General features: G+C 60.6%; 28 protein-coding genes and 1 pseudogene. 18 read left to right on the top strand and 11 right to left on the bottom strand.

Annotated features, from left to right (window positions below):
- Positions 1–81 precede the first annotated feature (81 nt).
- The 8 genes and pseudogenes from mlaF (at position 82) to WBR25_RS01595 (ending at position 5,941) form a co-directional block, all read left to right on the top strand.
- Positions 82–882: a phospholipid ABC transporter ATP-binding protein MlaF gene (gene mlaF / locus WBR25_RS01630; protein ID WP_005336343.1), complete on the top strand. Its 801-nt coding sequence runs from the start codon at positions 82–84 to the stop codon at positions 880–882.
- Entirely contained in the window at positions 882–1,661 is a 780-nt protein-coding gene (mlaE, locus tag WBR25_RS01625) for a lipid asymmetry maintenance ABC transporter permease subunit MlaE (protein WP_005355158.1), read from the top strand. The genes mlaF and mlaE overlap by 1 nt, the downstream gene beginning before the upstream one ends.
- Before the next feature lie 7 nt (positions 1,662–1,668).
- Positions 1,669–2,166, top strand: a complete 498-nt coding sequence (mlaD, locus tag WBR25_RS01620) for an outer membrane lipid asymmetry maintenance protein MlaD (RefSeq protein ID WP_005336348.1) — start codon at positions 1,669–1,671, stop codon at positions 2,164–2,166.
- A gap of 2 nt (positions 2,167–2,168) precedes the next feature.
- The gene (locus WBR25_RS01615) at positions 2,169–2,801 is read left to right on the top strand and encodes an MlaC/ttg2D family ABC transporter substrate-binding protein (protein ID WP_005336350.1); all 633 of its coding nucleotides are present in this window, start codon (positions 2,169–2,171) and stop codon (positions 2,799–2,801) included.
- Positions 2,798–3,070 carry an STAS domain-containing protein gene (locus WBR25_RS01610; RefSeq protein WP_005336352.1) on the top strand — a complete coding sequence of 91 codons (273 nt, stop codon included), beginning with the start codon at positions 2,798–2,800 and terminating at the stop codon, positions 3,068–3,070. The genes WBR25_RS01615 and WBR25_RS01610 overlap by 4 nt, the downstream gene beginning before the upstream one ends.
- Complete coding sequence (gene ibaG, locus WBR25_RS01605) at positions 3,070–3,327, top strand: BolA family iron metabolism protein IbaG (RefSeq protein WP_005306001.1); 258 nt, start codon at positions 3,070–3,072, stop codon at positions 3,325–3,327. The genes WBR25_RS01610 and ibaG overlap by 1 nt, the downstream gene beginning before the upstream one ends.
- Before the next feature lie 18 nt (positions 3,328–3,345).
- Positions 3,346–4,602 carry a UDP-N-acetylglucosamine 1-carboxyvinyltransferase gene (gene murA / locus WBR25_RS01600; RefSeq protein WP_479749303.1) on the top strand — a complete coding sequence of 419 codons (1,257 nt, stop codon included), beginning with the start codon at positions 3,346–3,348 and terminating at the stop codon, positions 4,600–4,602.
- Positions 4,603–4,722: 120 nt separating this feature from the next.
- Positions 4,723–5,941 (top strand): annotated as a pseudogene (locus WBR25_RS01595) (IS3 family transposase).
- A gap of 72 nt (positions 5,942–6,013) precedes the next feature.
- Here the strand turns inward: WBR25_RS01595 and pmbA are convergent.
- Positions 6,014–7,357, bottom strand: a complete 1,344-nt coding sequence (pmbA, locus tag WBR25_RS01590; RefSeq protein WP_040068810.1) for a metalloprotease PmbA — start codon at positions 7,355–7,357, stop codon at positions 6,014–6,016.
- A gap of 114 nt (positions 7,358–7,471) precedes the next feature.
- Between pmbA and yjgA the strand changes: the two genes are divergently transcribed.
- Together yjgA and WBR25_RS01580 are read left to right on the top strand one after the other, a co-directional pair.
- Positions 7,472–7,996 carry a ribosome biogenesis factor YjgA gene (gene yjgA, locus WBR25_RS01585; RefSeq protein ID WP_479749302.1) on the top strand — a complete coding sequence of 175 codons (525 nt, stop codon included), beginning with the start codon at positions 7,472–7,474 and terminating at the stop codon, positions 7,994–7,996.
- A 397-nt stretch (positions 7,997–8,393) separates the two neighbouring features.
- Entirely contained in the window at positions 8,394–9,176 is a 783-nt protein-coding gene (locus WBR25_RS01580; RefSeq protein ID WP_479749301.1) for a gamma-glutamyl-gamma-aminobutyrate hydrolase family protein, read from the top strand.
- A gap of 12 nt (positions 9,177–9,188) precedes the next feature.
- Here WBR25_RS01580 and WBR25_RS01575 read toward each other — a convergent pair whose 3' ends face one another.
- Complete coding sequence (locus WBR25_RS01575; RefSeq protein ID WP_040069030.1) at positions 9,189–9,572, bottom strand: hypothetical protein; 384 nt, start codon at positions 9,570–9,572, stop codon at positions 9,189–9,191.
- Positions 9,573–9,717: 145 nt separating this feature from the next.
- On the opposite strand from WBR25_RS01575, the gene WBR25_RS01570 reads away from it, so the two are divergent.
- Together WBR25_RS01570 and WBR25_RS01565 are read left to right on the top strand one after the other, a co-directional pair.
- Complete coding sequence (locus WBR25_RS01570) at positions 9,718–11,244, top strand: cyclic nucleotide-binding domain-containing protein (protein ID WP_479749300.1); 1,527 nt, start codon at positions 9,718–9,720, stop codon at positions 11,242–11,244.
- Positions 11,245–11,289: 45 nt separating this feature from the next.
- Entirely contained in the window at positions 11,290–11,688 is a 399-nt protein-coding gene (locus WBR25_RS01565) for an STY0301 family protein (RefSeq protein WP_005336367.1), read from the top strand.
- Positions 11,689–11,764: 76 nt separating this feature from the next.
- Here the strand turns inward: WBR25_RS01565 and WBR25_RS01560 are convergent, their stop codons facing one another.
- From WBR25_RS01560 to lptM, 6 genes are all read right to left on the bottom strand, one after another.
- Positions 11,765–12,475, bottom strand: coding sequence for an HAD-IA family hydrolase (locus WBR25_RS01560; protein WP_445981080.1), 711 nt, complete (start codon positions 12,473–12,475; stop codon positions 11,765–11,767).
- Positions 12,476–12,507: 32 nt separating this feature from the next.
- The gene (xerC, locus tag WBR25_RS01555) at positions 12,508–13,485 is read right to left on the bottom strand and encodes a tyrosine recombinase XerC (protein ID WP_111899803.1); all 978 of its coding nucleotides are present in this window, start codon (positions 13,483–13,485) and stop codon (positions 12,508–12,510) included.
- Entirely contained in the window at positions 13,478–14,158 is a 681-nt protein-coding gene (locus WBR25_RS01550; RefSeq protein WP_043821859.1) for a DUF484 family protein, read from the bottom strand. The genes xerC and WBR25_RS01550 overlap by 8 nt, the downstream gene beginning before the upstream one ends.
- Positions 14,159–14,249: 91 nt before the next feature.
- Positions 14,250–15,080, bottom strand: coding sequence for a diaminopimelate epimerase (gene dapF, locus WBR25_RS01545; RefSeq protein WP_339329187.1), 831 nt, complete (start codon positions 15,078–15,080; stop codon positions 14,250–14,252).
- 164 nt (positions 15,081–15,244) lie between these two features.
- A complete protein-coding gene (gene lysA, locus WBR25_RS01540; RefSeq protein ID WP_075115816.1) occupies positions 15,245–16,495 on the bottom strand; it encodes a diaminopimelate decarboxylase in 1,251 nt (416 codons plus the stop codon).
- A gap of 32 nt (positions 16,496–16,527) precedes the next feature.
- Positions 16,528–16,704, bottom strand: a complete 177-nt coding sequence (gene lptM / locus WBR25_RS01535; protein ID WP_019444858.1) for an LPS translocon maturation chaperone LptM — start codon at positions 16,702–16,704, stop codon at positions 16,528–16,530.
- Positions 16,705–16,777: 73 nt separating this feature from the next.
- Here lptM and cyaY point away from each other — a divergent pair, with 73 nt between their 5' ends.
- Positions 16,778–17,092, top strand: coding sequence for an iron donor protein CyaY (gene cyaY / locus WBR25_RS01530; RefSeq protein ID WP_323978103.1), 315 nt, complete (start codon positions 16,778–16,780; stop codon positions 17,090–17,092).
- Positions 17,089–17,742 carry an alpha/beta hydrolase gene (locus WBR25_RS01525; RefSeq protein WP_479749299.1) on the top strand — a complete coding sequence of 218 codons (654 nt, stop codon included), beginning with the start codon at positions 17,089–17,091 and terminating at the stop codon, positions 17,740–17,742. Before cyaY ends, WBR25_RS01525 begins: the two co-directional genes overlap by 4 nt.
- Before the next feature lie 63 nt (positions 17,743–17,805).
- Here the strand turns inward: WBR25_RS01525 and WBR25_RS01520 are convergent, their stop codons facing one another.
- Complete coding sequence (locus WBR25_RS01520) at positions 17,806–20,325, bottom strand: class I adenylate cyclase (protein WP_021231823.1); 2,520 nt, start codon at positions 20,323–20,325, stop codon at positions 17,806–17,808.
- 324 nt (positions 20,326–20,649) lie between these two features.
- Here WBR25_RS01520 and hemC point away from each other — a divergent pair, with 324 nt between their 5' ends.
- The 4 genes from hemC to WBR25_RS01500 are packed head-to-tail and all read left to right on the top strand — an operon-like array spanning position 20,650 to position 24,530.
- Entirely contained in the window at positions 20,650–21,579 is a 930-nt protein-coding gene (gene hemC / locus WBR25_RS01515) for a hydroxymethylbilane synthase (RefSeq protein ID WP_139740585.1), read from the top strand.
- Positions 21,576–22,310, top strand: coding sequence for a uroporphyrinogen-III synthase (locus WBR25_RS01510; RefSeq protein WP_479749298.1), 735 nt, complete (start codon positions 21,576–21,578; stop codon positions 22,308–22,310). Before hemC ends, WBR25_RS01510 begins: the two co-directional genes overlap by 4 nt.
- Positions 22,307–23,356, top strand: coding sequence for a uroporphyrinogen-III C-methyltransferase (locus tag WBR25_RS01505; protein ID WP_005336380.1), 1,050 nt, complete (start codon positions 22,307–22,309; stop codon positions 23,354–23,356). Before WBR25_RS01510 ends, WBR25_RS01505 begins: the two co-directional genes overlap by 4 nt.
- Before the next feature lie 10 nt (positions 23,357–23,366).
- On the top strand, positions 23,367–24,530 hold the full coding sequence (locus WBR25_RS01500) for a heme biosynthesis HemY N-terminal domain-containing protein (protein WP_479749297.1): 1,164 nt from the start codon (positions 23,367–23,369) through the stop codon (positions 24,528–24,530).
- A 70-nt stretch (positions 24,531–24,600) separates the two neighbouring features.
- On the opposite strand, the gene WBR25_RS01495 is transcribed toward WBR25_RS01500, so the two are convergent.
- Positions 24,601–24,852: a YkgJ family cysteine cluster protein gene (locus tag WBR25_RS01495; protein ID WP_005336384.1), complete on the bottom strand. Its 252-nt coding sequence runs from the start codon at positions 24,850–24,852 to the stop codon at positions 24,601–24,603.
- A 134-nt stretch (positions 24,853–24,986) separates the two neighbouring features.
- The gene (gene glpX, locus WBR25_RS01490) at positions 24,987–25,997 is read right to left on the bottom strand and encodes a class II fructose-bisphosphatase (protein ID WP_040068786.1); all 1,011 of its coding nucleotides are present in this window, start codon (positions 25,995–25,997) and stop codon (positions 24,987–24,989) included.
- Between the last annotated feature and the right edge of the window lie 78 nt (positions 25,998–26,075).

Genomic DNA, 26,075 nt, shown 5'->3' with positions numbered 1-26,075 from the left:
CTGGCAGCCTGTTCAATAGTTGTTCCTTGCTGTTGCTTAGACCTAGACTACCCCATAAAATTCGCACCTCATTTACACCGGATGGACAATTGTTTGAACAATGACCTGATCACCATCTCCGATCTGACTTTCAGTCACGGAGATCGGCTGTTGTATGACGGGATCAACCTGACCATTCCTCGTGGCAAGGTGACCGCCGTCATGGGCCCGAGCGGCATCGGTAAAACCACCCTGCTGCGGCTGATCGGTGGCCAGCTCAAGCCGGAGTCCGGTCACATTCTGTTTGACGGGGAAGATATCCCCACCCTCTCCCGTTCGCGCCTCTATGAAGTGCGCAAGCGGATGAGCATGCTGTTCCAGAGCGGCGCCCTGTTTACCGGCATGACGGTCTACGACAACGTGGCCTTCCCGCTGCGGGAGCACTCCGGCCTGCCGGAGGAGCTGATCCACACCATCGTCATGATGAAGCTGCAGGCGGTGGGCTTGCGCGGCGCAGCAAAACTGATGCCCTCCGAGCTCTCCGGCGGCATGGCGCGCCGGGCGGCGCTGGCACGGGCCATCGCCCTTGACCCCGACCTCATCATGTATGACGAGCCGTTCGTCGGGCAGGACCCCATCACCATGGCGGTGCTGGTCAAGCTGATCAAGGAGCTGAACGATGCCCTCGGTATCACCTCCGTCATCGTCACCCACGACGTGAAAGAGGTGCTGAGCATCGCCGATTACGCCTACATCATTGCCAATCGCAAGGTGGTGGCGCACGGTACGCCGGATCAGCTGCGCGAGGAGCACAATCCCGAAGTCGAGCAGTTCCTCAAAGGATTGCCCGATGGTCCTGTTCCGTTTCATTTTCCGGCAGGCGATCTGCTACAGGATCTCTGATGTTGATAAGTCAAATAAGCAAGCTGGGGCGGGTCGGAGTGCGGTTTATCAGCTCCGTCGGTCGCGCCACCATCATGTTGTTCCATGCGCTGGCGGGCAAACCCGAACCGCGCAAGCACTTCCCGCTGCTGATCCAGCAGTTGTATGTGGTGGGCGTACAGTCGGTGGCCATCATTCTGGTCTCCGGCCTGTTCATCGGCATGGTGCTCTCGCTGCAGGGTTACAACGTATTGAAGGATTTCGGCGCCGAGCAGAGCCTGGGTCCGCTGGTCTCCCTCTCCCTGCTGCGGGAGCTGGGTCCTGTGGTCACGGCGCTGCTGTTTGCCGGCCGTGCCGGTTCGGCCCTGACCGCTGAAATTGGCCTGATGAAGGCCACCGAGCAACTTTCAAGCCTCGAGATGATGGCGGTCGACCCGCTGCGCCGGGTGGTCGCCCCCCGCTTCTGGGCTGGCGTCATCAGCATGCCGCTGCTGGCCTTTATGTTCAGCCTGATCGGCATCTTCGGCGGCAAGCTGGTCGGTGTGGACTGGCTCGGCGTGGACGAAGGGGGCTTCTGGTCTGCCATGCAGGCCTCCGTCGACTGGCATGAAGACATCATGCAGGGCGCCATCAAGAGCCTGATTTTCGCCCTGGTGGTCACCTGGATTGCGCTCTTTAACGGCTATGATGCCAAGCCGACCTCGGCCGGGATCAGTCAGGCCACGACCCGAACTGTGGTCCACTCATCCCTCGCCGTGCTAGGCCTGGATTTTATACTCACTGCAGTCATGTTTGGATAAGGTAAAGATGAAGTTCAGCAAAGTAGAATTCCTGGTCGGCACCTTCATGCTGGCTGGCATCGGTGCCATTCTGGCACTGGCCCTGCAAGTGGCCGGTTTGAGCTTCAAACCGGAAGGAGAAACCTATACCCTGCGCGCGCATTTCGATAATATCGGCGGCCTGAAAGTCCGTTCGCCGGTCAAGGTCGGTGGCGTGGTGGTTGGTCGGGTCAGCGACATCGTACTGGACCCGAAAACCCAGGTGCCCGAAGTGACCCTGATGATGCAAAAGAGCGCTGGCGAGTTCGCCGATACCAGTTCCCTCTCCATCCTCACCTCCGGTCTGCTCGGCGAGCAGTACATCGGTCTGGCCCCCGGCTTCAGCGATGAGGAGATGGGCACCGAGATGCTCAAGGATGGCGACCTGATTGAAGACACCAAATCCGCCATCGTACTGGAAGATCTGATTGGCAAGTTCCTCTACAGCCAATCCTCCGACAGCAAATCAGACAGCAAGAAGGAGTAATCATGTTCAAGAAAATCGCCCTGCTGCTGGGCCTGATGACCAGCATGCTCTTTTCCCTGTCTGCCCAGGCCGCAGTCGATGCCACCGACCCCAACGCGTTGGTGGATCAGGCTGCCAAGCAGACCTTTGCCCGCCTGAAGGCCGATCAGGCCCAGGTGAAAAGCAATCCGGATCACCTGCGGGTGATCATCCGCGAAGAGCTGCTGCCCTATGTGGACAACCGCTTCGCCGCCTACAAGGTGCTTGGCAACCAGATTAAAGAGACTACCGAAGCGCAGCGCAATGCCTTCGTCGAGGTGTTCACCGAGTACATGGTGAGCTCCTACGCCGATGCGCTGGCCCATTTTGACAAGCAGACCGTCAAGGTCGAGCCGGGCAAAGCTCCCAGCGGCAACATCACCGCCGTCAACGTCAGCGTGAAAGAGGCCGGCAAGCCGGACATCTTCCTCGAGTTCAAGCTGCGCAAGAACAACAAGACCGGCGAGTGGAAAGCCTTCGACATGGTGGCAGAGGGGATCAGCCTGCTCTCCGCCAAACAGAGCGAGCTGGGCGGTTTGATCCGCCAGAACGGCATCGATGCGGTGATCGCCCAGTTGCGCGAACACAACGCCAAGCCGCTGGTACTCAAACCATGACTCTCAGCGGTGAGCTGCAGGCGCCACAGGTCAATGACCTGTGGCAACGCCGCGCCGAATGGTGGCAGGACGACCAGCTTGAGCTCGGCGGCGTCACCACCCTCGACTCTGCCGGACTGGCCCTGCTGGTCAAATGGGCCAAAGCCGTATTAGCGCGAGGCGCCACACCGCAACTGGTGGGCGCCTCCAGTGATTTCTATACCCTGGCCAACCTCTACGGGGTGGCCGGGCTGTTTCAGTCAACCCCGCTCACAACTGAGGACGCATAATGCAAGTCTCTGAAATTGAAGCGATACTCCTTGAGGCTCTGCCATTGTCCGAAGTCCATGTCAAAGGGGACGGTAGTCACTACCAAGTGATCGCCGTTGGTGACATGTTTGACGGCATGAGCCGGGTCAAGAAGCAGCAGGCCATCTATGCCCCGCTGATGGACAAGATCGCCAGCAACGCCATTCACGCCCTCTCCATCAAGGCGTTCACCGACGCCGAGTGGAAACGCGAACGTAAATTCCTATTGCCCTCCTGATTTGGTAACGAAGTAAAAATGGACAAATTCAAAATCGATGGTCGTTGTACTCTCAACGGCGAAGTGACCATCTCCGGCGCCAAAAACGCCGCGCTGCCGATCCTGTTCGCGACCCTGCTCTGTGATGAAGAGGTACACCTCTCCAACGTGCCGCGCCTGAAAGATGTGGGCACCACCATCAAGCTGCTGGAAATGCTGGGCGCGACCACCAAGGTCAACGGCAACGTCACCGTGCTGACCGGTGCGGTGAACAACCATGTCGCTCCCTACGAGCTGGTGAAGACCATGCGCGCCTCCATTCTGGCGCTGGGTCCGATGGCCGCCCGTTTCGGCGCTGCTGATGTCTCCCTGCCCGGCGGCTGCGCCATCGGTGCCCGTCCGGTCAACCTGCACGTCCACGGCCTGGAGCTGATGGGCGCCAAGATCACCATCGAAGATGGTTACATCAAGGCCCGTGTCGATGGTCGCCTGAAAGGCGCCCACATCCTTATGGATATGGTCTCCGTCACCGGTACCGAAAACCTGATGATGGCTGCGACCCTGGCAGATGGCCGCACCGTGATCGAGAACGCCGCGCGCGAGCCGGAAGTAGTCGATCTGGCCAACTTCCTCAATACTCTGGGCGCCAAGATCCAGGGCGCGGGCACCGATACCCTGACCATCGACGGTGTCGAGCGTCTGCACGGCGGCAACTACAGCGTGCAGCCTGATCGCATCGAAACCGGTACCTTCCTGGTGGGTGCAGCGGTCACCGGCGGCAAGATCACCTGCCGCAAGACCGACCCGACTCTGCTGGAAGCGGTACTGGTCAAGCTGGAAGAGGCTGGCGCCCTGATTGAGAAGGGTGAAGACTGGATCACCCTCGACATGACTGGCCGCACCCTCAAACCGGTCACCATCAAGACTGCCCCCTACCCGGCCTTCCCGACCGACATGCAGGCACAGTTCACTGTGCTGAACGCCGTCGCCAAAGGCACCGGCATGGTCACCGAGACCATCTTCGAGAACCGCTTCATGCACGTTCCCGAACTGGTACGGATGGGTGCAGACATCGAACTGCAGGGCAACGTGGCCATCTGCCGTGACACCGAGCAACTCAAGGGTGCCCAGGTGATGGCGACCGATCTGCGCGCCTCCGCCAGTCTGGTGCTGGCCGGCTTCGTCGCCGAAGGCTCCACCATCGTCGACCGTATCTATCACATCGACCGTGGCTACGAAGACATCGAGCAGAAGCTGCAGGGTCTGGGCGGCCGCATCGAACGCATCAAGGGCTGATAACCTCCTGATCGCTGGCCGATAAAAAGGCCCCCTCGCGTTGGCGAGGGGGCCTTTTTCATGGTTTTGTCCCGTCCTGAATAGGGTTTACACCTTTCCCCCCAATAAATGGAGAATCCGATGGGACAAGGTGTGAAACGGACACAGCGCGATTACTCGCTGACTTTTAAACTGGCACTGGTCGAGCAGATTGAAAAAGGCGAGCTCACCTACAAACAGGCTCAGGTGCGTTATGGCATTCAGGGCCGCTCCACCGTTCTGGTATGGTTGCGTAAACATGGTCGGCAAGATTGGAGCCAGGGGCTTCTGTGCGCGCCGGCAGGAGCATCACCATGCCTGACCCCGACAACCAGACGCCAGAACAGCGCATCAAGGAACTCGAGCAGCAGCTGGTGCTGATGAGTCAGAAGGCCCAGTTCTTTGAGGCCGTCGTCGATGTACTGAAGAATGACTACGGTGTCTCCATCGTAAAAAAGCGACCCGGCAAGTCCTCTCGCAGCGGCAAGTCGAGAGGCTGAGCATTGTCAGGGCTTGCCTGTTTCTGGGGATAAGCCGGCAGGCTTACTACAAGCGCAATCGGGTTGCCGACGAGCGCCATGCACAAGGGCTACAGGTGGTGCGCTTTGTGCGTCAGGTTCGACTGCGACAACCGCGGGTCGGCACTCGCAAGCTGCATTATCTGCTCCAGGGTCAGGATGATGGCGGGCTCAAGGTCGGGCGTGACAGGCTGTTTCAGATATTGGCCGAGCACCGCCTGCTGGTGCTGCCCAGGCGGGCGTATCACAAGACCACCCACAGTTTTCACCGTTTCTACCGTCATCCCAACTTGCTCAAGGCGGGGCCAGAGCAGGTTACGCCGGTGGCCCCGGAGCAGGTCTGGGTCGCTGACATCACCTATCTGCCAGCCAGGAGCGGGCCGCTGTACCTGAGCCTGGTGACGGATGCCTACTCACGCAAGATAGTGGGCCATCACGTGCACGAAGGAATGCACGCGGAGTCGGTTGCGATGGCGTTCAAGAAAGCACTGAAGCAACGGCGTGGCGGCGGTGAACTTATCCATCACTCGGACCGCGGCGTGCAGTATTGCTCGGGACTGTATCAGTCATTACATGAACGGTACGGGGTGAAATGCTCGATGACGGATGGGTATGACTGTTACCAGAATGCGTTGGCGGAGCGGGTGAACGGGATTTTGAAAGGAGAGTTATTGTTGCAAAGCCCGCAGGATTTGACGCAAGCGCGGGAAATGGTGCGTGAAGCGGTGGATATTTACAACGCGGAGCGGCCGCATCATGCGTTGAAATACAGAACCCCCGATGCGGTACATAGAGGGTCCTGAGTAGAGAAATGCTAGTTGAAAATGTGTAAACCTATTTCAGGACTAGACATTTCGGTTCTGTTGAAACCGGGATCAGTGACCCGCCAGCTTCATATTCTCTACCAGCACCGAGCCGGTCTTGAGACTGGAGCGCTCATCCTCATCACGGCCCACCGCCACGATATGGCTGAACATCTCGGCCAGATTGCCGGCGATGGTAATCTCCTCGACCGGATAGGCTATCTCGCCATTCTCGACCCAGAAACCGGCAGCGCCGCGGGAGTAGTCACCATTGACGATATTGACCCCCTGCCCCATCAGCTCGGTCACCAGCAGACCTGTACCCATCTCTTTCAGCATGCCTTGAAAATCCTGGCCGGTATTGGAGACCTGCCAGTTGTGGATGCCACCGGCGTGCCCCGTGGTGGTCAGCCCCAGCTTGCGCGCAGAGTAGGAAGTCAGCAGCCAGCTCATCAGCTCGCCGTTACGGATGATATCCATGTCGCGGGTACGCACCCCTTCGCCATCGAACGGGGTACTGGCGAGCCCGCCCAGCAGGTGGGGGAACTCCTGAATGGTGAGCCACTCGGGCAGGATCTGCTTGCCCAATTTGTCGAGCAGGAAGCTCGACTTGCGATAGAGGTTGCCGCCGCTGATGGCCATCACCAGGTGGCCCCACAGGCCGGAGGCAGTATCGGGGTGGAACAGCACAGGCGCGTGACGGGTAGAGATCTTGCGGGCGCCGAGGCGGGAGACGGTACGCTCCACTGCCTCATCGGCGATGCGTTGCGGGCTCCAAAGTCCGTCGAGGGTACGGCTGGAGGAGTAGCCGTAATCCCGTTGCATGTCGCCATCCTGCTCACCGATCAGCACACAGCTTAGTGAGTTGCGCGACGCCGCGTAGCCTTTGACGAAGCCGTGGCTGTTGCCATAGACCTTGATGCCGAGATGGCTGGAGAAACCGGCACCGTCGGAGTGTTTGATACGGGCATCGCGACCAAGCGCCAGCCGCTCGCACTCGATGGCCAGTTCGATCCCGCGCTGGGGATCCAGTTCGATTTGGTGGCACAGTTGCAGATCGGGGGCATCCCAGGCCAGCAGTTCGGCGTCCGCCAGACCGGCGCAATCATCGGCCGAGGTGTGGCGGGCAATCTCGATGGCCGCTTCAACGGCGGCTCGAATGGCGGGTTTGCTCAGATCTGTGGTCGAGGAGGAACCCTTGCAACCATCGCGATAGACGGCGATGCCGAGGGCACCATCTTTATTGAATTCAATGCTTTCCAGTTCACAACCCCGGGTGTTCACCGACAACCCGGTCTGCTTGCTGATGGAGACTTCGGCCAGCGAGGCGCCCAGTCCTTTGGCTATCTCCAGGGCTTCGGCAACCACGGCCTCGAGATGGGCTTGATCCTGGCGGATTTGGTCTTGCTGATCCATAACTCACATCTGTATGAAAGAAGGAAAGGGGGGTAAGCATATCAGACCCCTGCGCCCAGCGGGAGAAGCTGGTAACATATCCACCAAACGTGAATGACAGGAATCAAGAGACCGATGAGTCAATATCAAGACGACAACGAGTTCGAAGACTGGGGCCCCAGCAAGAGCCAGCTCAAGCGCGATGCCGAAGCATTGCAGAAAATGGGGGAAGAGATCGTCTCCCTCAGCCACAGCGAGCTGGAAAAAATCCCGTTGGATGAAGAGCTTGCAGAAGCTGTCGAGCTGGGTCGCAAACTCAAGCCGAAGAAGGATGAGTCCTTCCGTCGCCATCTGCAGTTTATCGGCCGCCTGATGCGCAGCCGCGATATCGAGCCGATTGCCGAAGCGCTCTCCATCATCAAGAACCGTCACTCCACCGTGAATGCCCGCTTGCATCGCCTGGAGCAGTGGCGCGAGCGCCTGATCATCGAAGGTGACAGCGCCCTCAACGAACTGATGTCCCAGTTCCACGAGCTGGATCGCCAGAAGCTGCGCCAGCTGATCCGTTCCGCCAACAAGGAGCGGGAACTGAACAAGCCGCCGGTCGCCTACCGCGAGATGTACCAGTATCTGCGCGGCGAGATCGAAGACCTGCTGTGATCCCCGAAACACGCCTCCCCTTGCGGAGGCGTGCTTCTATTGATGCCTTTTTCTCTCCACATCCCCCCGCCATCCCTGCGCGTTTAATATATCCACCATTTTGCTACCCCAGCCATAACGGCCCATCTCAACAACCCTGTTAAATCGCCGCTTCAGAGCAGACCAAAACAGACGCGTTAACAATTTGGTATCATTTTGTTTGACATATTGAACGGCCTTGGCAGACTGAAGAGAGGATCCAGGCTGTCGCTGCCCAGGCTGACCAACGATTCTGCCACCCGGCCCGACGCGGGATCCCATGACCATGCCTTGAGGCATGCCCTTGCCCTAGCGGTTTGCAAGGGCCTGCCCAAGGCGCAGGATGAGACTTCAAAGCCAAGGATAATCAAGGTGCCCTATGCCAAATCCCCAGCCTCCCGCCACCCGTAAACCTGTCGTGCTGATGACCATGGGCGCCCAGCCCCGCAACGGCCACGCCTATCAGGTGATGACCCACAAATACATCATGCCGTTGGTGGAGATAAGCGGCTGCGTCCCGCTGCTGGTGCCCACCTGCTGCGGCACCACCGATCTGGAGCAGTATCTGGATCTGGCTGACGGCATCTATCTGAGCGGCGCCGGCTCCAACATCGATCCGGCCCTCTACGGTCAGGAGAACCTCACGCCGGAGAAACAGCAGGACAGGGATCGCGACCTGTTCGATCTGCCCCTCATCAAGGGGGCGCTCGCCCGTGGCTTGCCGATCCTCGGTATCTGCCGCGGAATGCAGGAGATCAACGTGGCGCTGGGGGGAGACATCCATCAGAAGGTCTATAACGAGCCGGGTTATGACGATCACCGGGAGGATGCCGACGATCCGGTCGACGAGCAGTACGGGCCGAGCCATCAGATCAAACTGCTGCCGGGCAGCTGGTTTGCCGAACTGATGGGGGAAGAACAGATTCCGGTCAACTCCCTGCATGGACAGGGCATCAACCGGTTGGGGAAGGGTCTGGAGCCGTTGGCCCACGCAGAAGATGGGCTGATCGAGGCACTTCATGCCCCCGCACTGTCACCCTTTTTGCTGGCAGTGCAGTGGCATCCGGAGTGGAAAGCCAATGAAAATCCCCACTCCATCAAGATCTTTCAAGCCTTTGGCGATGCCTGCCGCCAGCGCTGTGCATTGATGGCAACGAGTTAATCCCTCATCGATTCAGTCGCCAAACCCGCGCGCCTTGAGTTTGGGCAGTCCGCCCCGTTCGGGGCGCAGGGTACGGCAGATATCCATCCCCTTGAGCCCGCGCTGGATATGGTCAGGCGAATGGCCAAACACCATACCGTTGCTGCGGTAGAGATTGTTGTCATCCAGCTCGAACTTCTCGCCACCGATCAGCAACTGCTCGCGGCCATTGACCGTGTCACCCCGCTTGATTGGCACCTTCATGTCACTCAACACCTCGCCGGTGGCACACCCCTCACGCCAGCGCGCCTCGCTGGAGAAGGGGGTAATGGCTATTTCACGCCAGGAGCCATCCCGGAATTCGACCCGATACTTCTCGGCCAGCAGGTCGCAGCCCGCCAATGGCAACAGGGCCATCAAACAGATGATTTTCTTTGAAAATTTCACTCAATCGCACTCCTTTGCCCGGTTCTGCACAGGATAAATAAATTGCCGCCCCAACGCACCATTTCCCCTCGCCGCAGCAGCTATGCTGGAAATAAAACCACAATAAGGTGCTGCTATGGCTGGCGAAAACCTCACCGCGCTACCGACGCTGATCTGGATTGGCGAACACCCGTTCTGGACCCTGCTCACCCTCTCCCTGATTCTGCTCCACTTCTGGCGCCGTCCGGGACAGCGACGGGAGCTGCTCTCCGAGCTCAGTTTCGTGATGATTAGCGCGGTGGTGATCCTGCTGATCCAGCTGGAAGGGGGCTGGTTCAAACTGCCGCTGCCCCATCAATTGCTGATCGAGATCTCCACCCTGCTGGCTGGCCTGATACTGGTCAAGATATGGGGGATCCTGCTGTTCGAATTTCTGCTCCCCCTCTGCCATGTGCGGATCCCGCGGATCATCGCCGATATCGTCATCACCATCGGCTATATCGGCTGGGGTCTGTTTCGCCTCTACGCCTCCGGTATGGCGCTCGGAGAGATTGTCACTACCTCGGCGGTGATCACCGCGGTCATCGCCTTCGCCATGCAGGACACCCTGGGCAACCTGCTGGCCGGGGTCTCCATTCAGCTCGACAACTCCATCGCCATCGGTGACTGGCTGCAAGTCGACACCACCCAGGGCCGGGTGGTGGAGATCAACTGGCGTGCCACCACCATCGAAACCCGCAACTGGGAGACAGTCGTCATCCCCAACAGCCATCTGCTCAAACAGCGCTTCACCGTGCTCGGGCGCCGCCGTGGCGAACCCTTGCAGTGGCGGCGCTGGGTCTGGTTCGATCTGACCCTGGATACCCTGCCGACCCAGATCATCGCGCTGATCGAGAAATCCCTGCGGGAGACCAAGCTCCCCTGCGTTGCCAAGCACCCGCAACCGGACTGCCTGTTGATGAACGTCGAAGGAGGGATTGCCCGCTATGCGGTGCGCTACTGGCTGACCGATCTGGCTCGCGACGATCCGACCGACTCCATGGTGCGCAGCCTGATCGATGCCGCCCTGCGCCGCAACGATCGCCGCCTCACCCCGCCGATCTTCAACGTCTTTATGGCCAAGGAGAAGCAGCATCTGGATGCTCGCCACAAGCGCCACACTGCCGAACGAACCGATACCCTGCGCAAGCTGCCGCTGTTTGCCATGTTGCAGGAGAACGAGCTGCTCCAGCTGGCCGATCAGGTGAAGTTCGCCCCCTTCGTCAGCGGCGACATCATGCTGGAGCAGGGAGATGTCTCCAGCTGGCTGTTCGTGCTGGTCAAAGGGGAAGCCGAGATGGTGGTCAATGTCGAGGGGCGAGAACTGAAGCTTGGTACGCTCAACGCGGGAGACTTTTTTGGCGAACTGAGCCTGCTCACCGGCGAGCCCAGCTCCTTCACGGTACGGGCGGTGGCCACCGTCGAAACCTATCGCATCAATCAGGCAATGTTTCAGGAGTTGGTGATGCAGCGCGAGGCGCTGGTCGAGCCCCTCTACCGGGTGCTGAGCGACCGCCAGCAGGAGCAGCAGGCGCTGCTGGAGCGGGAGGCGGAAGCCATGAAGCAACCACCACAACAGCTTGATCTGCTTGATAAACTGATGAAGCTGTTCGGCGGAAGATGACGTAGCATGGCATCGTATTGAGGACGTGAAGAGAGAACCGCAGCCATGTTACTGACCACCCTGGCCCTTGCCGCCAGCCTGCAATTTGATTGTCCCGCCACCATCGAGACTCGCCAGCAGCTGCTGACCCCGCAGCAGGGCTGGCAGGCGTTCACCCGCAATGACGATGGCAAACCGGACGAAACCCTCAGTCACCGGCTCGATAATCTGGCCCTGTTCGACGGAGATCCTGCCGAGCTGGCACAACTCAAACCGGATAATGGCGACAGCGACGAGATCCACTACTGGAGCCAGCTCGATAGCAGCCTGCGCCCCCTCTATCTGGTCTGCCGCTATCAGAACAGCGCCATCACCCTGCAGCAGGCGCTGCCCGTCGGCATCAGTTACTGCCGCGTCAACCAGCGCGACCGCTACACCCTGCTCGGGTTGGTTTGCCGCAAATAGCGGGCGTAATCCCTTGCCATATATCGCTATTCGCTGACAGCCATTACCGCCTGAGCCGGGCCATCCGCCAGCGCCATCAGAGCAGCAGCTCGGCCAGATCCTCCAGAGCCGTCAGCTCCACGTCCGGCAACAGTTGCAGCTGTTGCCACGGTTGCTGCCGTTCGTTGAGCCAGGCGGCGCGAAAGCCGTGCAAACGGGCCCCCAGTACATCGGTCTCGGGATGATCCCCCACATGGAGGATCCGCTCTGCTGGTAGCTTGAGGGTGCTGCGGGTCTGCTCAAACATATCCGGTGCCGGTTTCATTCTGGCGCCCGCCCCCGCCTTGCAGACCAGCGTGAAGTAGCAATCCAGCCCAGCCTGAACCAGATCCAGATTACCGTTGGTGATCACCACCAGCGGGTAGCGTTCGGCCAGTCTGGCCAGCAGCTGATGAGTGGACTCGCTCACCTCGATCTTCGAGCGCTCTGCCAGAAACGCAGCAAAGACCTGCTCCGCCTCACGGCTGGCCTGCTGGTCGGCCATCCCCCCCTCGACCATGGCGGCGCGGATGGTCTGCTGGCGCGCCAGACTGACATCGTGGCGCAGCTCGGGGGAACCGTTCAGCACACTGCGCTTGAGTTCCAGCCAGCGCGGCTTGTCGAGCATGGCGGTGGCCAGATATTCGCTGCGCAGATGGCTCAGCATCCACTGCTCGGCGCGCACGATGGCGGGGCCGTTGTCATAGAGGGTGTCATCGAGGTCAAACGAGATGGCAGCAACCGGCTGCCAGCGGCGATAGAAGTGCATGGACTCTCCTCTGCAACGGGGCTCAGGGCCCGTTATTCATCATCCTGCGCATCCGGGTCACGCTTGGCCCTGGGGTGGGCGCTGTCGTAAACCTTGGCCAGATGCTGGAAGTCGAGGTGGGTATAGATCTGGGTGGTGGAGAGATCGGCATGACCCAGCAGCTCCTGCACCGCCCGCAGATCGCCGGAGGACTCCAGCATATGGGTGGCGAAGCTGTGGCGCAGCTTGTGGGGGTGGACATGGGCGTTGAGCGCCTGCTTGTTGCCCCAGCCATCGAGACGGGCCTGCACCGAGCGGGCCGACAGCCGCTGCTTGCGGCTGGAGACAAACAGCGCCTCACTCTCGTCCCCGGCCAGCAACGGCCGCACCTTGAGCCACTTCTGCAGCCACTCCACCGCCATCCGGCCGATGGGCAGCACCCGCTCCCGCGAGCCCTTGCCGGTCACCTTGAGCTGGCGGTCGTCGAGCTTCAGATCCACCAGATTGATCCCCACCAGCTCGGCCAGACGCAGACCTGAGGAGTACATCAGCTCCATGATGGCGCGATCCCGCACCGCCAGCGGATCCTGCTCGTCGGTGATGTTGAGCAGCTGGTGCATCTCGTCCACATCGAGGTTTTTCGGCAGCGGCCGCCCCTGTTTGGGGGTGACGATGCCACGGGCCGGATTGGCTGTCAGCCGACCCTGTCGCACCTGCCAGTCGCAAAAGCTGCGCAGGGCAGAGACCTTGGTGGAAAGGGAACGAGGAGCAAGGCCCCCCTTGTGCATCCGGGTCACCAGAGTGCGTACCTGACTCGCCTCGAGCCGACCCCAGTCAGTGAGCCCCAGGGCCACCAGCTCGGCGGTCATCGCCTCCAGATGGGCTTGATAGTTATTGCGGGTATGAGGGCTGAGCTGACGCTCGACCCTCAGGTATTCGATAAAGGCCGCCAGCTCGTCCGCCAGTTCCGCAGGCAGTGGCGGTGCGACGACGGGAGCTTTGGCGGGCGCCCTGGCCGGTGTTCTAGCCATGAGTCAACTCGGGCAGACGCAGTTGCAGCAGGCGCCCCAGTTGGCCCAGCAGCAGGGTGTCGTTGTGGGGAGTAAAGTGGCCGGGATCCGAGCTGGCGAAGGCCAGCACACCGAGATCGCCGAGCCGCATCAGGGCCACCGAGTTGACCAGCACATCATGGCCAAACAGCGCTTGCTTCTCGCTCTGGCTCAGGCGGCCAAAGTAGTAATCCTGCCCCGGCAAACGCTGACCCAGCAGGGATTCAAGCTGCTTGCCCTGCGCCAGAAAACGCTGCTCTGGCCCGCTCAGGGTAAACTTCTTGGGATTGAGCCAGAGCCGCAGCCCGGTCAGGCGCAGCCGCTGGACAAAGGCCTTGCCCATCACGGCACTCACCTCGAACAGGGTCTGGCAACCGTACAGCTCGCCGTAGAGATCGGCATAGACCCGGAAGATCCGCTCGTTCTCGCTGGCGATCCCCATCAATTCGGTGATCTCCTGCTCCAGCTGTTCGATCCGCTCGCGCTGACGCTCCAGCTGGCGCTCGACCAGCGAGACCGACCCTTTGCGTTCATGGGGAATGCGGATCCGGTCCAGCACGGCGGCATGGCGTTGGAAAAACTCGGGATAACGGGCCAGGTACTCCAGCACAGTGGCTTCATCCACCGATTGCTCCTGCCGTTTGAGTTCGCTCATAAATTGGTTGATCCATCAGAGAAATGGGGCTCGCTGCCCCGACATCATGGGCAAAGGGGGCCAACGCCCCCCGTACCTGAACCTTTATCGGCTAAACCTCTATCTGGCCGTCAAACACATGCTCGGCGGGACCTGTCATATAGACCGGCTGGCCCGGCCCCTTCCAGGCGATGGTCAGCTTGCCGCCCGGCAGACTGACGGTGACCCGCTCCTTGAGCTTGCCCTGACTGATGCCAATCACCGCCGCCGCACAGGCACCGGTGCCGCAGGCCAGGGTCTCGCCACAGCCCCGCTCGAATACACGCAGCTTGATCTCGGTGGCATTGACCATCTCCATGAAGCCAACGTTGACCCGCTCGGGAAAACGCTCGTGGCGCTCCATGATGGCACCCAGCGTTTCGACCGGCGCATCGGCGACCGAAGGCACTTCGATGACGCAGTGGGGATTGCCCATGGAGACCACGCCACACATCACGGTATGCTCCTGCGCCCGCAGCAGATAGGTTCTCTCTGCCTTCTGGGCCCGGAACGGGATCTTGCCCGGCTCAAACTGGGGAACCCCCATGTTGACCGTGACCTGATTCTCCCCCTCCAACTGCAACACGATGCGACCCCGGGCGGTACTGACCGCGATGCGATCCCGGTTTATCAGCCCCTTGAGACGCACGAAACGGGCAAAACAGCGGGCACCGTTGCCACACTGCTCCACTTCGCTGCCATCGGCATTGAAAATGCGATAGTGAAAGTCGAGTTCAGGGTCATAGGGCGGCTCCACCAGCAGCAGCTGGTCAAAGCCGATCCCGAAGTGGCGATCTGCCAGCTTCTTGATGACGTCATTGCTGAAAAATACCTTCTGGGTGACGCCATCCACCACCATGAAGTCGTTGCCCAAGCCATGCATCTTGGAAAAATCTATCAACATCGTGCATTCCTGTGCTGTTAGGGCTGTAAAAATTCACCGAACCAAGGGTCGCCAAGCGCCATAAAGTCGTTGTCCAAAGCCCCATGCACCGTGGAACAATCTATCCACATCGTGCATTCCTGTGCTGTCAGGGCTGTAAAATTCTGTCATCTCTATCTACTGCATCAGGGCAGCAGGTGCTCACCACGCCAGAGATCGGCCAACTGCTCACGCTCGCGGATCAGGTGCGCCTCGGCACCATCCACCAGCACTTCGGCTGCACGCGGACGGGTGTTGTAGTTGGATGACATGGTAAAGCCGTAGGCACCGGCCGAACGCACCGCCAGCAGCGACCCCTCGGCAATCGCCAGGGTGCGCTCCTTGCCGAGGAAGTCACCGGTCTCGCACACCGGGCCCACCACGTCATAGAGCGCGGGAGCATGACCGGCACGGCTATCCACCTCGATGATGTTCATCCAGGCGCCGTAGAGAGAGGGGCGCAGCATGTCGTTCATGCCGGCATCGATCAGCGCGAAGTTGCGGGTCTCGCCCGGTTTCAGGTACTCGACCCGGGTCAGCAGCACGCCGGCATTGGCGACGATGGCACGGCCCGGCTCGAACAGCAGGGTCAGATCCCGGCCCGCCAGCTTCTGCTTCAGCGCTTCGGCATACTCGGTCGGATGGGGTGGCTGCTCGGAACCGTAGTTGACCCCAAGGCCGCCGCCCACGTCCAGATGATGGATATGAATCCCTTCCGCCGCCAGACCGTCGATCAGCCGCAGCAACTTGTCAGCCGCTTCCATAAAGGGATTTAATTCAGTGAGTTGCGAGCCGATATGGCAATCCACCCCGACGATCTCGATGTTCGCCATCGCGGCCGCCTTGCGATAGATGGCTGGCGCCAGCTCGATGGGGATGCCGAACTTGTTCTGTTTGAGGCCAGTGGAAATATAGGGGTGAGTACCGGCATCGATATCCGGATTGACCCGCACCGAGACGCGAGCCTTCTTGCCCATGCTGCCCGCCACCCGATTGAGGCGCTCCAGCTCGGCTTCCGACTCCAGATTGAAGCAGAGGATCTCTTTATCCAGCGCAAGGCGCATCTCCGCTTCGCTCTTGGCCACGCCGGAGAAGACCACCTTGGCCGGATCACCGCCCGCCGCCAGTACCCGCGACAGCTCGCCACCGGAGACGATGTCAAACCCCGAGCCCAGTCGGGCCAGCAGGTTGAGCAGCGCCAGGTTGGAGTTGGCCTTCACCGCATAGCAGATCAGATGGGGAATATCGCCAGCGGCCTTGTCGAAGGCGTGCCAGTGGCGCTCGAGGGTCGCACGGGAGTAGACGTAAAGCGGGGTACCGTACTGCTCGGCAAGCTGTTGCAGCGAGGTTTGCTCGGCCTGAAGCTGGCCGGCGGCGTCGTAGTTAAAGTGATCCAAGGGGGCGGTTCCTTCCTAGAATGGGTGCGGCATTAGTGCGGCGCGGCCTCGGTGGCAGCCTCAGTGGTCGCAGGCGGTGCTGCTTGCGGTGTACTCTGGCTCTGTGGCTGCTCGGGGGGCGGCATATAGAGCGGCCCCTTCAGACCGCACGCGGCCAACCCGAGGGACAGAAGAGTGGCAAGCAGACACTTGGTGAACTGAGTGATCATAATGGTTCGCTGCGAAAAAATTTTTGGCCCTCTATAATCGCACTCACATTGTTAAAAGCAACAGGATAAACCGATGAAGGATCACGAGTATCACGCCCTGACAGACGCCTTTTTCCAATATGTGGAAGACACGCTCGACGAGGGGTATCCGGATATCGACTGCGAACGCAGCGGCGGCGTATTGACCCTCTCTTTCGAGAACAAGACCAAGGTCATCATCAACAAGCAGGAGCCACTGCACCAGATTTGGGTCGCCACCCGCGAGAACGGCTTCCACTTCGAACTGCAGGGTGACACCTGGATCGACAACCGCTTCGGCCACGAGCTCAAGACGCTGCTGAGCCAATCCTGCACCGCCCAGGCGGGCGAAGAGGTGGTGTTCCCATGATTGACCTGCACCCGCAGGGCGCCCGTCATGCGGTGATCTGGCTGCATGGGCTGGGTGATTCCGGCGCCGGTCTCGCCCCGCTGGTGGACGCGCTGGACCTGCCCGCCGAGCTACCGGTGCGTCACCTGCTGCCGGATGCCCCCGAGCGCCCCATCACCATCAACATGGGCTACAAGATGCGCGGCTGGTACGACATCAGGAGCTTCGAGGATCCCGACGAGCGGGCCGTGGAGTCCCATGTCCGTGAATCAGCCGACCAGATTGCCGCATTGCTCGATCAGCTGGTGGCCGACGGGTTTGCCCCCGAGCATATCGTGCTGGCGGGCTTCTCTCAGGGCGGGGTGATTGCCTCCTTCACCGCGCTGCGCTATCAGGCAACGCTGGCGGGCCTGCTCTGCATGTCCACCTATCTGGCAGCCCCCGACAAATTGCTCGGCGAGATGAGCGAGGCCGCTCGCACCCTGCCCATCAGCTACATGCACGGCATCTACGACGATGTGGTGAGCCTGTCGCTCGGTTGGGATGCCAAGAACCGGCTGGAAAGCGCCGGACTCGCCCCCGAGTGGCACGAGTACCCGATGCGCCACGAGATCTGCAGTCCGCAGCTCGGCGACATTCGCAGCTGGCTGCTGGCTCGTCTCGGCGCCTGAACAACCGCAAAAGCAAACGGCCTGCATCTGCAGGCCGTTTTTATGGCGATTCCAACTGACGGATCAACCCACTTCCCGAGCGGGCGGCACCTGTTCGCGCAGAGTGCCCTGACTGCGATAGGGGATCACATCCAGCTCGCCATTCACTTGTACTATCTCGTAGTACTGGGGCAGGTTGAAGTTGATAAACTGCCCATCATCGCTGAACCGCTCGTGATTGGAGGTGTAGAAGCGGTTGACCCCCGCCACCAGCTCATCCTTGTTGCCAGCAAAGTGCTGGTAGATCTCCACCCGGTTCGCCTCATCGAGGATATAGATGTTGGTGCCCGCATCCCGGGTATCGAAGAAGAACTGCACCAAGCCTTCGCTGGCGTAGGCATCGACGATGCTCGGCAGATGCTGGCTGTGGGTCTTGTCGAGCCGCAGCGGCAGATGATCCAGCTTGTTGTGGGAGATGTGACGGTAAAAATCGATGGCGTTTTCCAGCTTCTTCACCGACACCCCGCGCCGCTCGAAGAAGATGCCGTACTTCTCGCGGCCAAGGGCCATGGTCTTGACCAGCTGTTGCTTGTCGCGTGCAAGGCGCAGGTCGATACACTCCGCCACCAGGGTCTGGAAGCGGGAGCGCACCAGAGAGCGGAAGTGCTGGCTGTAGCAGAACACCTCGATCATCTCGGGGGCGGCAGCATCCTGATGCATCTTGCCGAGGATGGTGGTGAGGGCATCGACCACGGCTTCATCCCCCTGGAAGTGCAGGGTTCGGATCTCGCTCCAGGAGTTGCGGTAGACCAGATCCACAGATCCCACCAGACACTCCTGATTGCGGCCGAACGAAAAGACATCCACTGTGTTGGCGTCAAACTCGATCACCTGACCGACCCAGTGACTGGTCGGGTCCATCTCCAGATTGAGGAAGATGGAGAGCTGACGGATCTCGCACGGCCGGCTGAGGGCCAGGTTGGTGGCCAGCGGGTACTTCTCGGGGAAGCAGCCGGAGAGATCGCGGCAGAACTGGTGCAGATTGTCGATGTGCAGATCCGAGCCCTGATTGAACAGGTGCACCCGCGACTGGGGGGTCAGCAGATCGTTGAAGTAGGCCCAGGAGACCAGCTTGCTGATGTAGCCGTTGAACTCCAGCGGCGCGCGGCCAATGATGTCCACCGGCTCCAGCGAATGCTTGTAGAGATACCAGCCGGCGCGGTTGAGGCGACCGTGAGGCACCTGCACGAAGCTGAGATCCGGCTCGCTCAGATCCGGCGCGATCTTGAGGTTGATGCGCTGCACCTTGCCCGGCAGACTCTCGAACGCGGCGTAGAGCTTGCGCGACAGAATGCCGATATCTTCCGGGTTGATCGACTCGCTGATGTTGTTGCGGCGGGCGAACTGGATCAGGTTGCGGTAGCTCTGCATCAGGGCTTCCAGCAGCTCGGCGTGAGCGATCTTCACCTCTTCGATCTTCCACTCGTGGCGATGATCGAGCTGATAGAGCTTGTCCTGACTCCAGCCCCAGTAGGAAACCAGCTGGCTCATCTGCTCACGGCGCCACTCGGGGGAGTGATCATCCTTGGGATGGCTGAGACCGTCGCACACCTTGAGGTAGAAGCAGCGGCGCACCAGATCGAGCCGCGCCATGTCGCCGATGGACTTCAGGTAGTTGGTCACCTTGTCCAGCATCAGACAGTAGTTGTCGAGCCGGTAGTGCATCCCCTCGTTGTGCTGGAACCAGTCGCGACCAATCATCGATAGCAGGCGGGTGTTGGGATACTCGTGGGAGTAGGCTTCCATCAGCACCGACTTGAGCACCGCCTTGTAGGGGGAGTCGATCCCCTTGTAGAGCTGCCACAGGGCGGAGCCGAAATACTCTTCGGCCGGAATACGGTCAAAACTGCCCAGATCGAGCCAGTCATCCTGCTTGAGCTTGCCGCTCTCGAACAGCTCGTTCACATACTCATCGTAGTGATCATCACACTCGGTGGGCACCAGATACCAGATCAAGCGTTTGCCCGCGATACGCATGGCACTGCGGTAGAACTCGTCGAGCAGCAGCAGGTGCTGGGCACTGCCGCAGCTCTCCCCCTGCATCTGGGCATCGTTGGTCTGGCGGAACTTGTCTTCCGGGATCAGGAAGAAGTTGAGATCGACCCCGCGCTGTTCGGCCCACTTGGAGAGTTGCTGGCACTTCAGCTCCAGCAGATCGAGCCGCTCCTGCGACAAACCGGCCACGTGGCAGACCCAGATATCGAGATCGGAGTGACAGCACTGACCGATGGAGGAGGTGCTGCCCATGGAGTAGAGCCCCTGAATGGCCCGATCATGGGTGGCAAGGCCGCTCTGACAGTTGGCGTTGCGGCAGAGGTCATCGATAAAGGCTTGCTGCTCGGCGGTGGCGCTGAAGCTCCAGATGCCATGAGGGACATCACCGGAGACATAACCGGGCAGCAGGGGATGATTGAAGTGCAGCATGACAGGCAGCAGTTGAAATACCTGCTGCCCATAGCGACTCATGAGGCCTAACGCCCGTTGCGTCTTGAGACGGGTAATGTCGTCATAACGCGCAACCAGCGTATCGATGTGTTCCTGCAATGCCCTGCCTATCACCTAAGTGAAAATGACGCACCAAAAAGGGGGATACGTCAAAAAAGTGTGATCATGTTAACAATGCAAACAGCGGTGGTAAACAAGCCTTCAGCTAAACGCCAGATTATTTCTGGTATGACCACATCAAGTATCAGGGGAAATCATTAAATTCCAATACATTCAATGAATTAATCAACACCTCTTGCTTAATGAAAATCATTTTCAGCATGCATTTTTGAGCTTGGCCCCGCTTTTGCCGGCTCCGCCATGAAAGCCCGGGCAAAGGGTGGTAATATCGATTTCCTTCTAAAAATGAAACAACTGATTGATATGGCAGCCCGAACCCTGAAAATTGCCACTCGCAAGAGCCCGCTGGCCCTGTGGCAGGCCAACTTTGTCAAAGACCGGCTCGAAGCCCTGCACCCGCAGTTGCAGGTCGAACTGGTGCCCATGAGCACTCAGGGTGACAAGATCCTCGATACCCCGCTGGCCAAAGTGGGCGGCAAGGGATTGTTCGTCAAGGAGCTGGAGACCGCCATGCTGGAAGGGCGGGCCGATATCGCTGTTCACTCCATGAAAGATGTGCCGGTGGAGTTCCCCGAGGGGCTCGGCCTGCACACCATCTGCGAGCGGGAAGATCCCCGCGACGCCTTCGTCTCCAATCGTTTCAAGGCCATTGCCGAACTGCCGCAAGGGGCCGTTGTCGGCACCTCCAGCCTGCGTCGCCAGTGCCAGCTGCGCGCCGCCCGCCCCGACCTGGTGATCCGCGACCTGCGTGGCAACGTCAACACTCGCCTCGCCAAGCTGGATGCCGGTGAGTACGACGCCATCATCCTCGCCGCCGCCGGTCTGAAACGACTGGAGATGGCGCACCGCATCACCGCCTTTATCGAGCCGGAGCAGAGCCTGCCCGCCAACGGTCAGGGCGCTGTCGGCATCGAATGCCGCCTCGACGACGTTGAGCTGCACGCTCTGCTAGCGCCGCTGGAGCACGCCGAGACCCGCGCCCGGGTGCTGACCGAGCGCGCCATGAACCGCGCCCTGCAAGGGGGATGTCAGGTGCCTATCGGAGCCTACGCACTGGTCGAAGGCGAGCAGATCTGGCTGCGCGGTCTGGTGGGTAGCCCGGATGGCAGCCAGGTGATCCGTGACGAGATCCGTGGCCCGCTGGCCGATGGTGAGGCCCTCGGCGAGCAACTGGCCCAGCGCCTGCTGGCCGCCGGTGCCGACGAGATCCTCGCCGAGGTCTACCGCGCATGACCCCGCTGGTGGTGCGTCCGGCCGCCCAGGCCGCCGAGCTGGTGCAGTTGCTGCGCCAGCACGGCCATGCACCACTCTGCTGCTCGCTGCTGGAAACCGTGGCGGGCAGCGAACTCCCTCTCCTGCCCGACCTGCTGCGCAGTGCTGACGCGGTTATCGCCGTCAGCATCCATGCCGTTCATTTTGCACACGATTTTCTGTTGCAAACTGGTCAGACCTGGCCACATATTGAGTACTTTGCAGTGGGTCAGGCCAGCGCAGATGCGTTTGCCACCATCGGCATCACGGCAAGCTGCCCGGATGACCCGCGCAGCGAAGGACTGCTGGCCCTGCCCGCCCTGCAGCAGGTAGCAGGCAAACGGGTACTGATCCTGCGCGGCAATGGCGGGCGGGATCTCATCGCCAGCACACTGGCCTCACGCGGTGCTCTGGTGCACTATTGTGCGGCCTATGAGCGCCACTACCCCGAGCTGGACGGGAACACATTAACCCGCCACTGGCAGGCAGCGGGGCTGGACAGCCTGCTCATTACCAGTGGTGAACTGTTGCAACGCCTGCTGGATCTGGTTCCCACCAGCCAGCAGCCCTGGCTTTTTGACCGCCTGCTGGTGGTCCCCAGCCCGCGCGTGGCCGAGATGGCCCACTCCGCGGGCTTTATCCATATCACGATTGCCCAAGGTGCATCCAACCAGGCCCTGACGGCCGCACTGGAACTGAGGAAGATGGAATGACAGAACAACAAGAATCCCAGGTCAAACCCCAGCCGACCGCTGCGGTCAATGGCAGCAAGAGCCGCTCCGGTGCCGTACTGGGAGGGGTTGCTATCCTGCTGGCCCTTGGCCTGACCGGCGGTCTCTATCTGCACGGTCACAAGAATGCGGTAGCCCAGCAGGCCGAACTGGCCCAGCTCAAGCAGCAGCTGGCGAGCGCCCTGAGCAAGATCGACCAGACCAGCAGCAAGGATGCCGAGCAGCTGGCCGCGCTGGATCAAACCCAGCAGCGGCTGCAAGGGGAGATGCAGGGCCTGCAGAATCGGGTACTGGATCTCAACGACAAGCGCCCCAACGACTGGATGCTGGCCGAATCCGAATATCTGGTACGAATGGCGGGCCGCAAGCTGTGGCTGGAGCATGACCTCGTCTCCGCCATCACCTTGCTCGGCAATGCCGACGAGCGGATCGCCGCCCTCAACGACCCCAGCCTGATGCCGATCCGCAAGGCGCTGGCCGAGGATATCGCCAAGCTCAAGGGGATGCCGCGCATCGACCGCGAGGGGCTGACCCTCAAGCTAGCTGCGCTCTCCGACCAGATCGAGCTGCTGCCCCTCTCCACCGTCAGCATGCCGGAAGCCAAGGCCGAGCCGGATCAGGCGGTCAGCACCAATCCCGACGAGTGGGAGAGCAACCTGAAGAAGAACTGGGTCAAGTTCACCGAGAACTTCGTCACCATCCGTCGCCGCGATGGCGCGGTCGAGGCGCTGCTCTCGCCGCAACAGGAGATCTTCCTGCGTGAAAACCTCAAGACCAAGCTGTTGCAGGCCCAGCTCTCCGTCTATCGCGAGCAGCAGGCCCTCTACGAAGACAGCCTGGACAAGGCCCAGCGCTGGCTGACCCAATATTTCGACACCGACAACAGCGCCACCCGCTACATGCAGGGCGAGATCGACAAGCTCAAAGGTGAGCAGATCCAGATCGACTATCCGGCCCAGTTCAAGACCCAGGCCATGCTGGAGCAGGTGCTGACCGAACGCCTGCAACGCATTCTGGCCAGCAGCTGAGGAGGGCACCATGATCCGTATAATCATTCTGGTTGCCGTGATGGTCGCAGGGCTGATCTTTGGCCCGCAAGCCTCCGGTAACAAGGGCTATGTGCTGATTGCCCTTGGCAATTACACCATCGAATCCTCCGTCACCAGTGCGGTGATCCTGGCCGTGCTGTTCTACGGCGCCCTGCTGATCGTCGAGTGGCTGCTGGGCCGGGTATTCGGCCTGCGCCGCAAGACCCTCGGCTGGTACGGCTCGCGCCGCCGCCGCAAGGCCAATCAACAGACCGTCGCCGCCACCCTGGCAATGGCCGAAGGGCACTACAGTCAGGCTGAAAAGCTGATGATCAAGGGGGCCAGCAACAGCGACACCCCGCTGCTCAACTACCTGAGCGCCGCCAAGGCGGCACAGGCCCGTGGTGACGACGCCCGCCGGGATCAATACCTGCAAAAAGCGCAGGAGGAGAATCCCAAGGCCGAGCTGGCGCTCACCCTGACCCAGACCCAATTGCAAATCGAGCAGGGCCAGTACGATACCGCGCTGGCGATGCTAGAGTCGGTCTACGCCCTCAACCCGCGCCACGCCATGGTGCTGGATCAGCTGCGTCAGGTGCATCTGGCCCGTCAGGACTGGAGTGCCCTGTGCGACCTGATCCCGGCGCTGCACAAGGTGGGCAAGCTGACCCCGAAACAGGAAGAAGATCTGCTGCAACAGGCCTGGTGTGGTCGTCTGCAACAGGCTGCCGGCAGCCTCGAGACCCTCAAGGCGGTATGGCAGGATCTGCCGCGCAAGCTGCGCCTCGAGCCGGAACTGCTGGCCTGCTACGGCGATCTGCTGCGCCAGCTGGGCGCCGATGGCGAGGCCGCCACCCTGTGGCAGGAGGCACTGCGAAAACAGCCGATGCCGCAGTTGCTGGCTCGCCTGCCCAAGCTGAAACTCGACAGCTACCAGCCGCTGCTGGCACTGCTGCAAAAACAGCAGGGGCAACCGGAGGTGGACACCGCACTGGCCCAGATCTATCTGCTGGCAGGTCAACTGGACGACGCCCAGAAGCTGCTGGAGCAGGAGGTGGAGCGGGCGCCGAGCGCCGCCGCTTATCACGCTCTCGGCCAGCTGATGGACAAACGCCGCCTTACCAACAAGGCCAACGAGTACTATCGTCAGGCACTGGAGCTGGCGGGGATCTGATCCCCGGCAAACAGAAACGCGAGAGGCCGCATGATGCGGCCTCTTTTTTTATCTCTTCGCCCTGCCCTCGTCAGGTGGTGAGCCGCTCCAGCTCGCCGATCAGCCAGATGGCCTCGGCGCGATGGCTGCCGCACACATCCATCATGGGGCGAAAACCGCCGCACACCGCCGGCCGCTCCGGTTGACCGAAGATCTTGCAGCCAAGGGCGCTATCGAGCTGGATACAGGGGACGCCAGCCGGTTTGCCATCTGGCATACCGGGAATGGCACTGCTGATACTGGGGGCGATGCAACAGGCAGCGCAGCCGCTACGACACTCCATAGACTCCACTCCTTTGGGACGGTCTGAGCCACCATAGCCGAAGCGGCGGCACAAACGTAGCTGGCGCACAAGAAAAAGCCCGACCGCACGGGCGATCGGGCTTCAGACAACACAGCCGGTTCAGCGAGCCATCATCACAGGATGATATCGCGTACCACGCTGTCTTTGCGTTCCAGGTAATGGATCGACTTGATACGGCGAATGGTGCGGGATTTACCACGGATCAACAGAGTCTCGGTGGTCGCCATCACGCCATCGCTGGTGATGCCGTCCAGCAGATCACCCTTGGTGATGCCGGTGGCGGAGAAGATGACGTTGTCATTCTTCGCCATGTCTTCCAGCTTGAGCACCTTGTTGACATCGATGCCCAGCGCTTCGCAGCGGGCAATTTCCTGCTCGCCCAGCGCACGCACTTCCGGGCTGTCGCCCTTGACGCGGTGACGCGGCACCAGACGGGCCTGCATGTCGCCATCCAGCGCACGGATCACCGCCGCGGAGATCACCCCTTCCGGTGCGCCGCCGATGCCATACAGCATGTCGACTTCGCTGTCCGGCAGACAGGTGAGGATGGAGGCGGCAACGTCACCATCAGGAATGGCGAACACCCGCACGCCCAGACCCTGCATCTCCTTGATTGCCTTGTCATGACGCGGCTTGGCCAGGGTAATGACGGTCAGACGGGAGAGCGGCTTGCCCAGCGCCTTGGCCACGGCCTTGAGGTTCAGCTCGAGAGCCTGATCCAGGTCGATGGCGCCTTTGGCCTTGGGCCCGACGATCAGCTTTTCCATGTACATATCAGGCGCTTTCAGGAAAGAACCCTTGTCGCCCACCGCCAGCACGGCCAGCGCGTTGGCCTGACCCATGGCAGTCATGCGGGTACCCTCGATGGGATCGACCGCGATATCCACCGCGTCGCCGTGTCCGGTACCGACCTTCTCGCCGATATAGAGCATCGGCGCTTCATCAATTTCACCTTCGCCGATCACAATCTCACCATCGATCTCGATCTGGTTGAGAATGTGGCGCATGGCCGCTACGGCCGCCCCATCAGCGATATTCTTGTCACCACGTCCGAGCCACTTGTAGCCAGCCAGTGCAGCCGCTTCCGTCACTCGGGAAAACTCGATTGCCAGTTCACGTCTCATCGCATATCCAACCTATGGAGCTCGAAAACGGGCGGCATTCTACCACAAGGGCAAACCTTTGCGCACAAAAGTAGCCGC

The organism is Aeromonas sp. MTB, from assembly GCF_056632455.1.
This window is presented reverse-complemented; position numbering and strand designations above follow the sequence as displayed.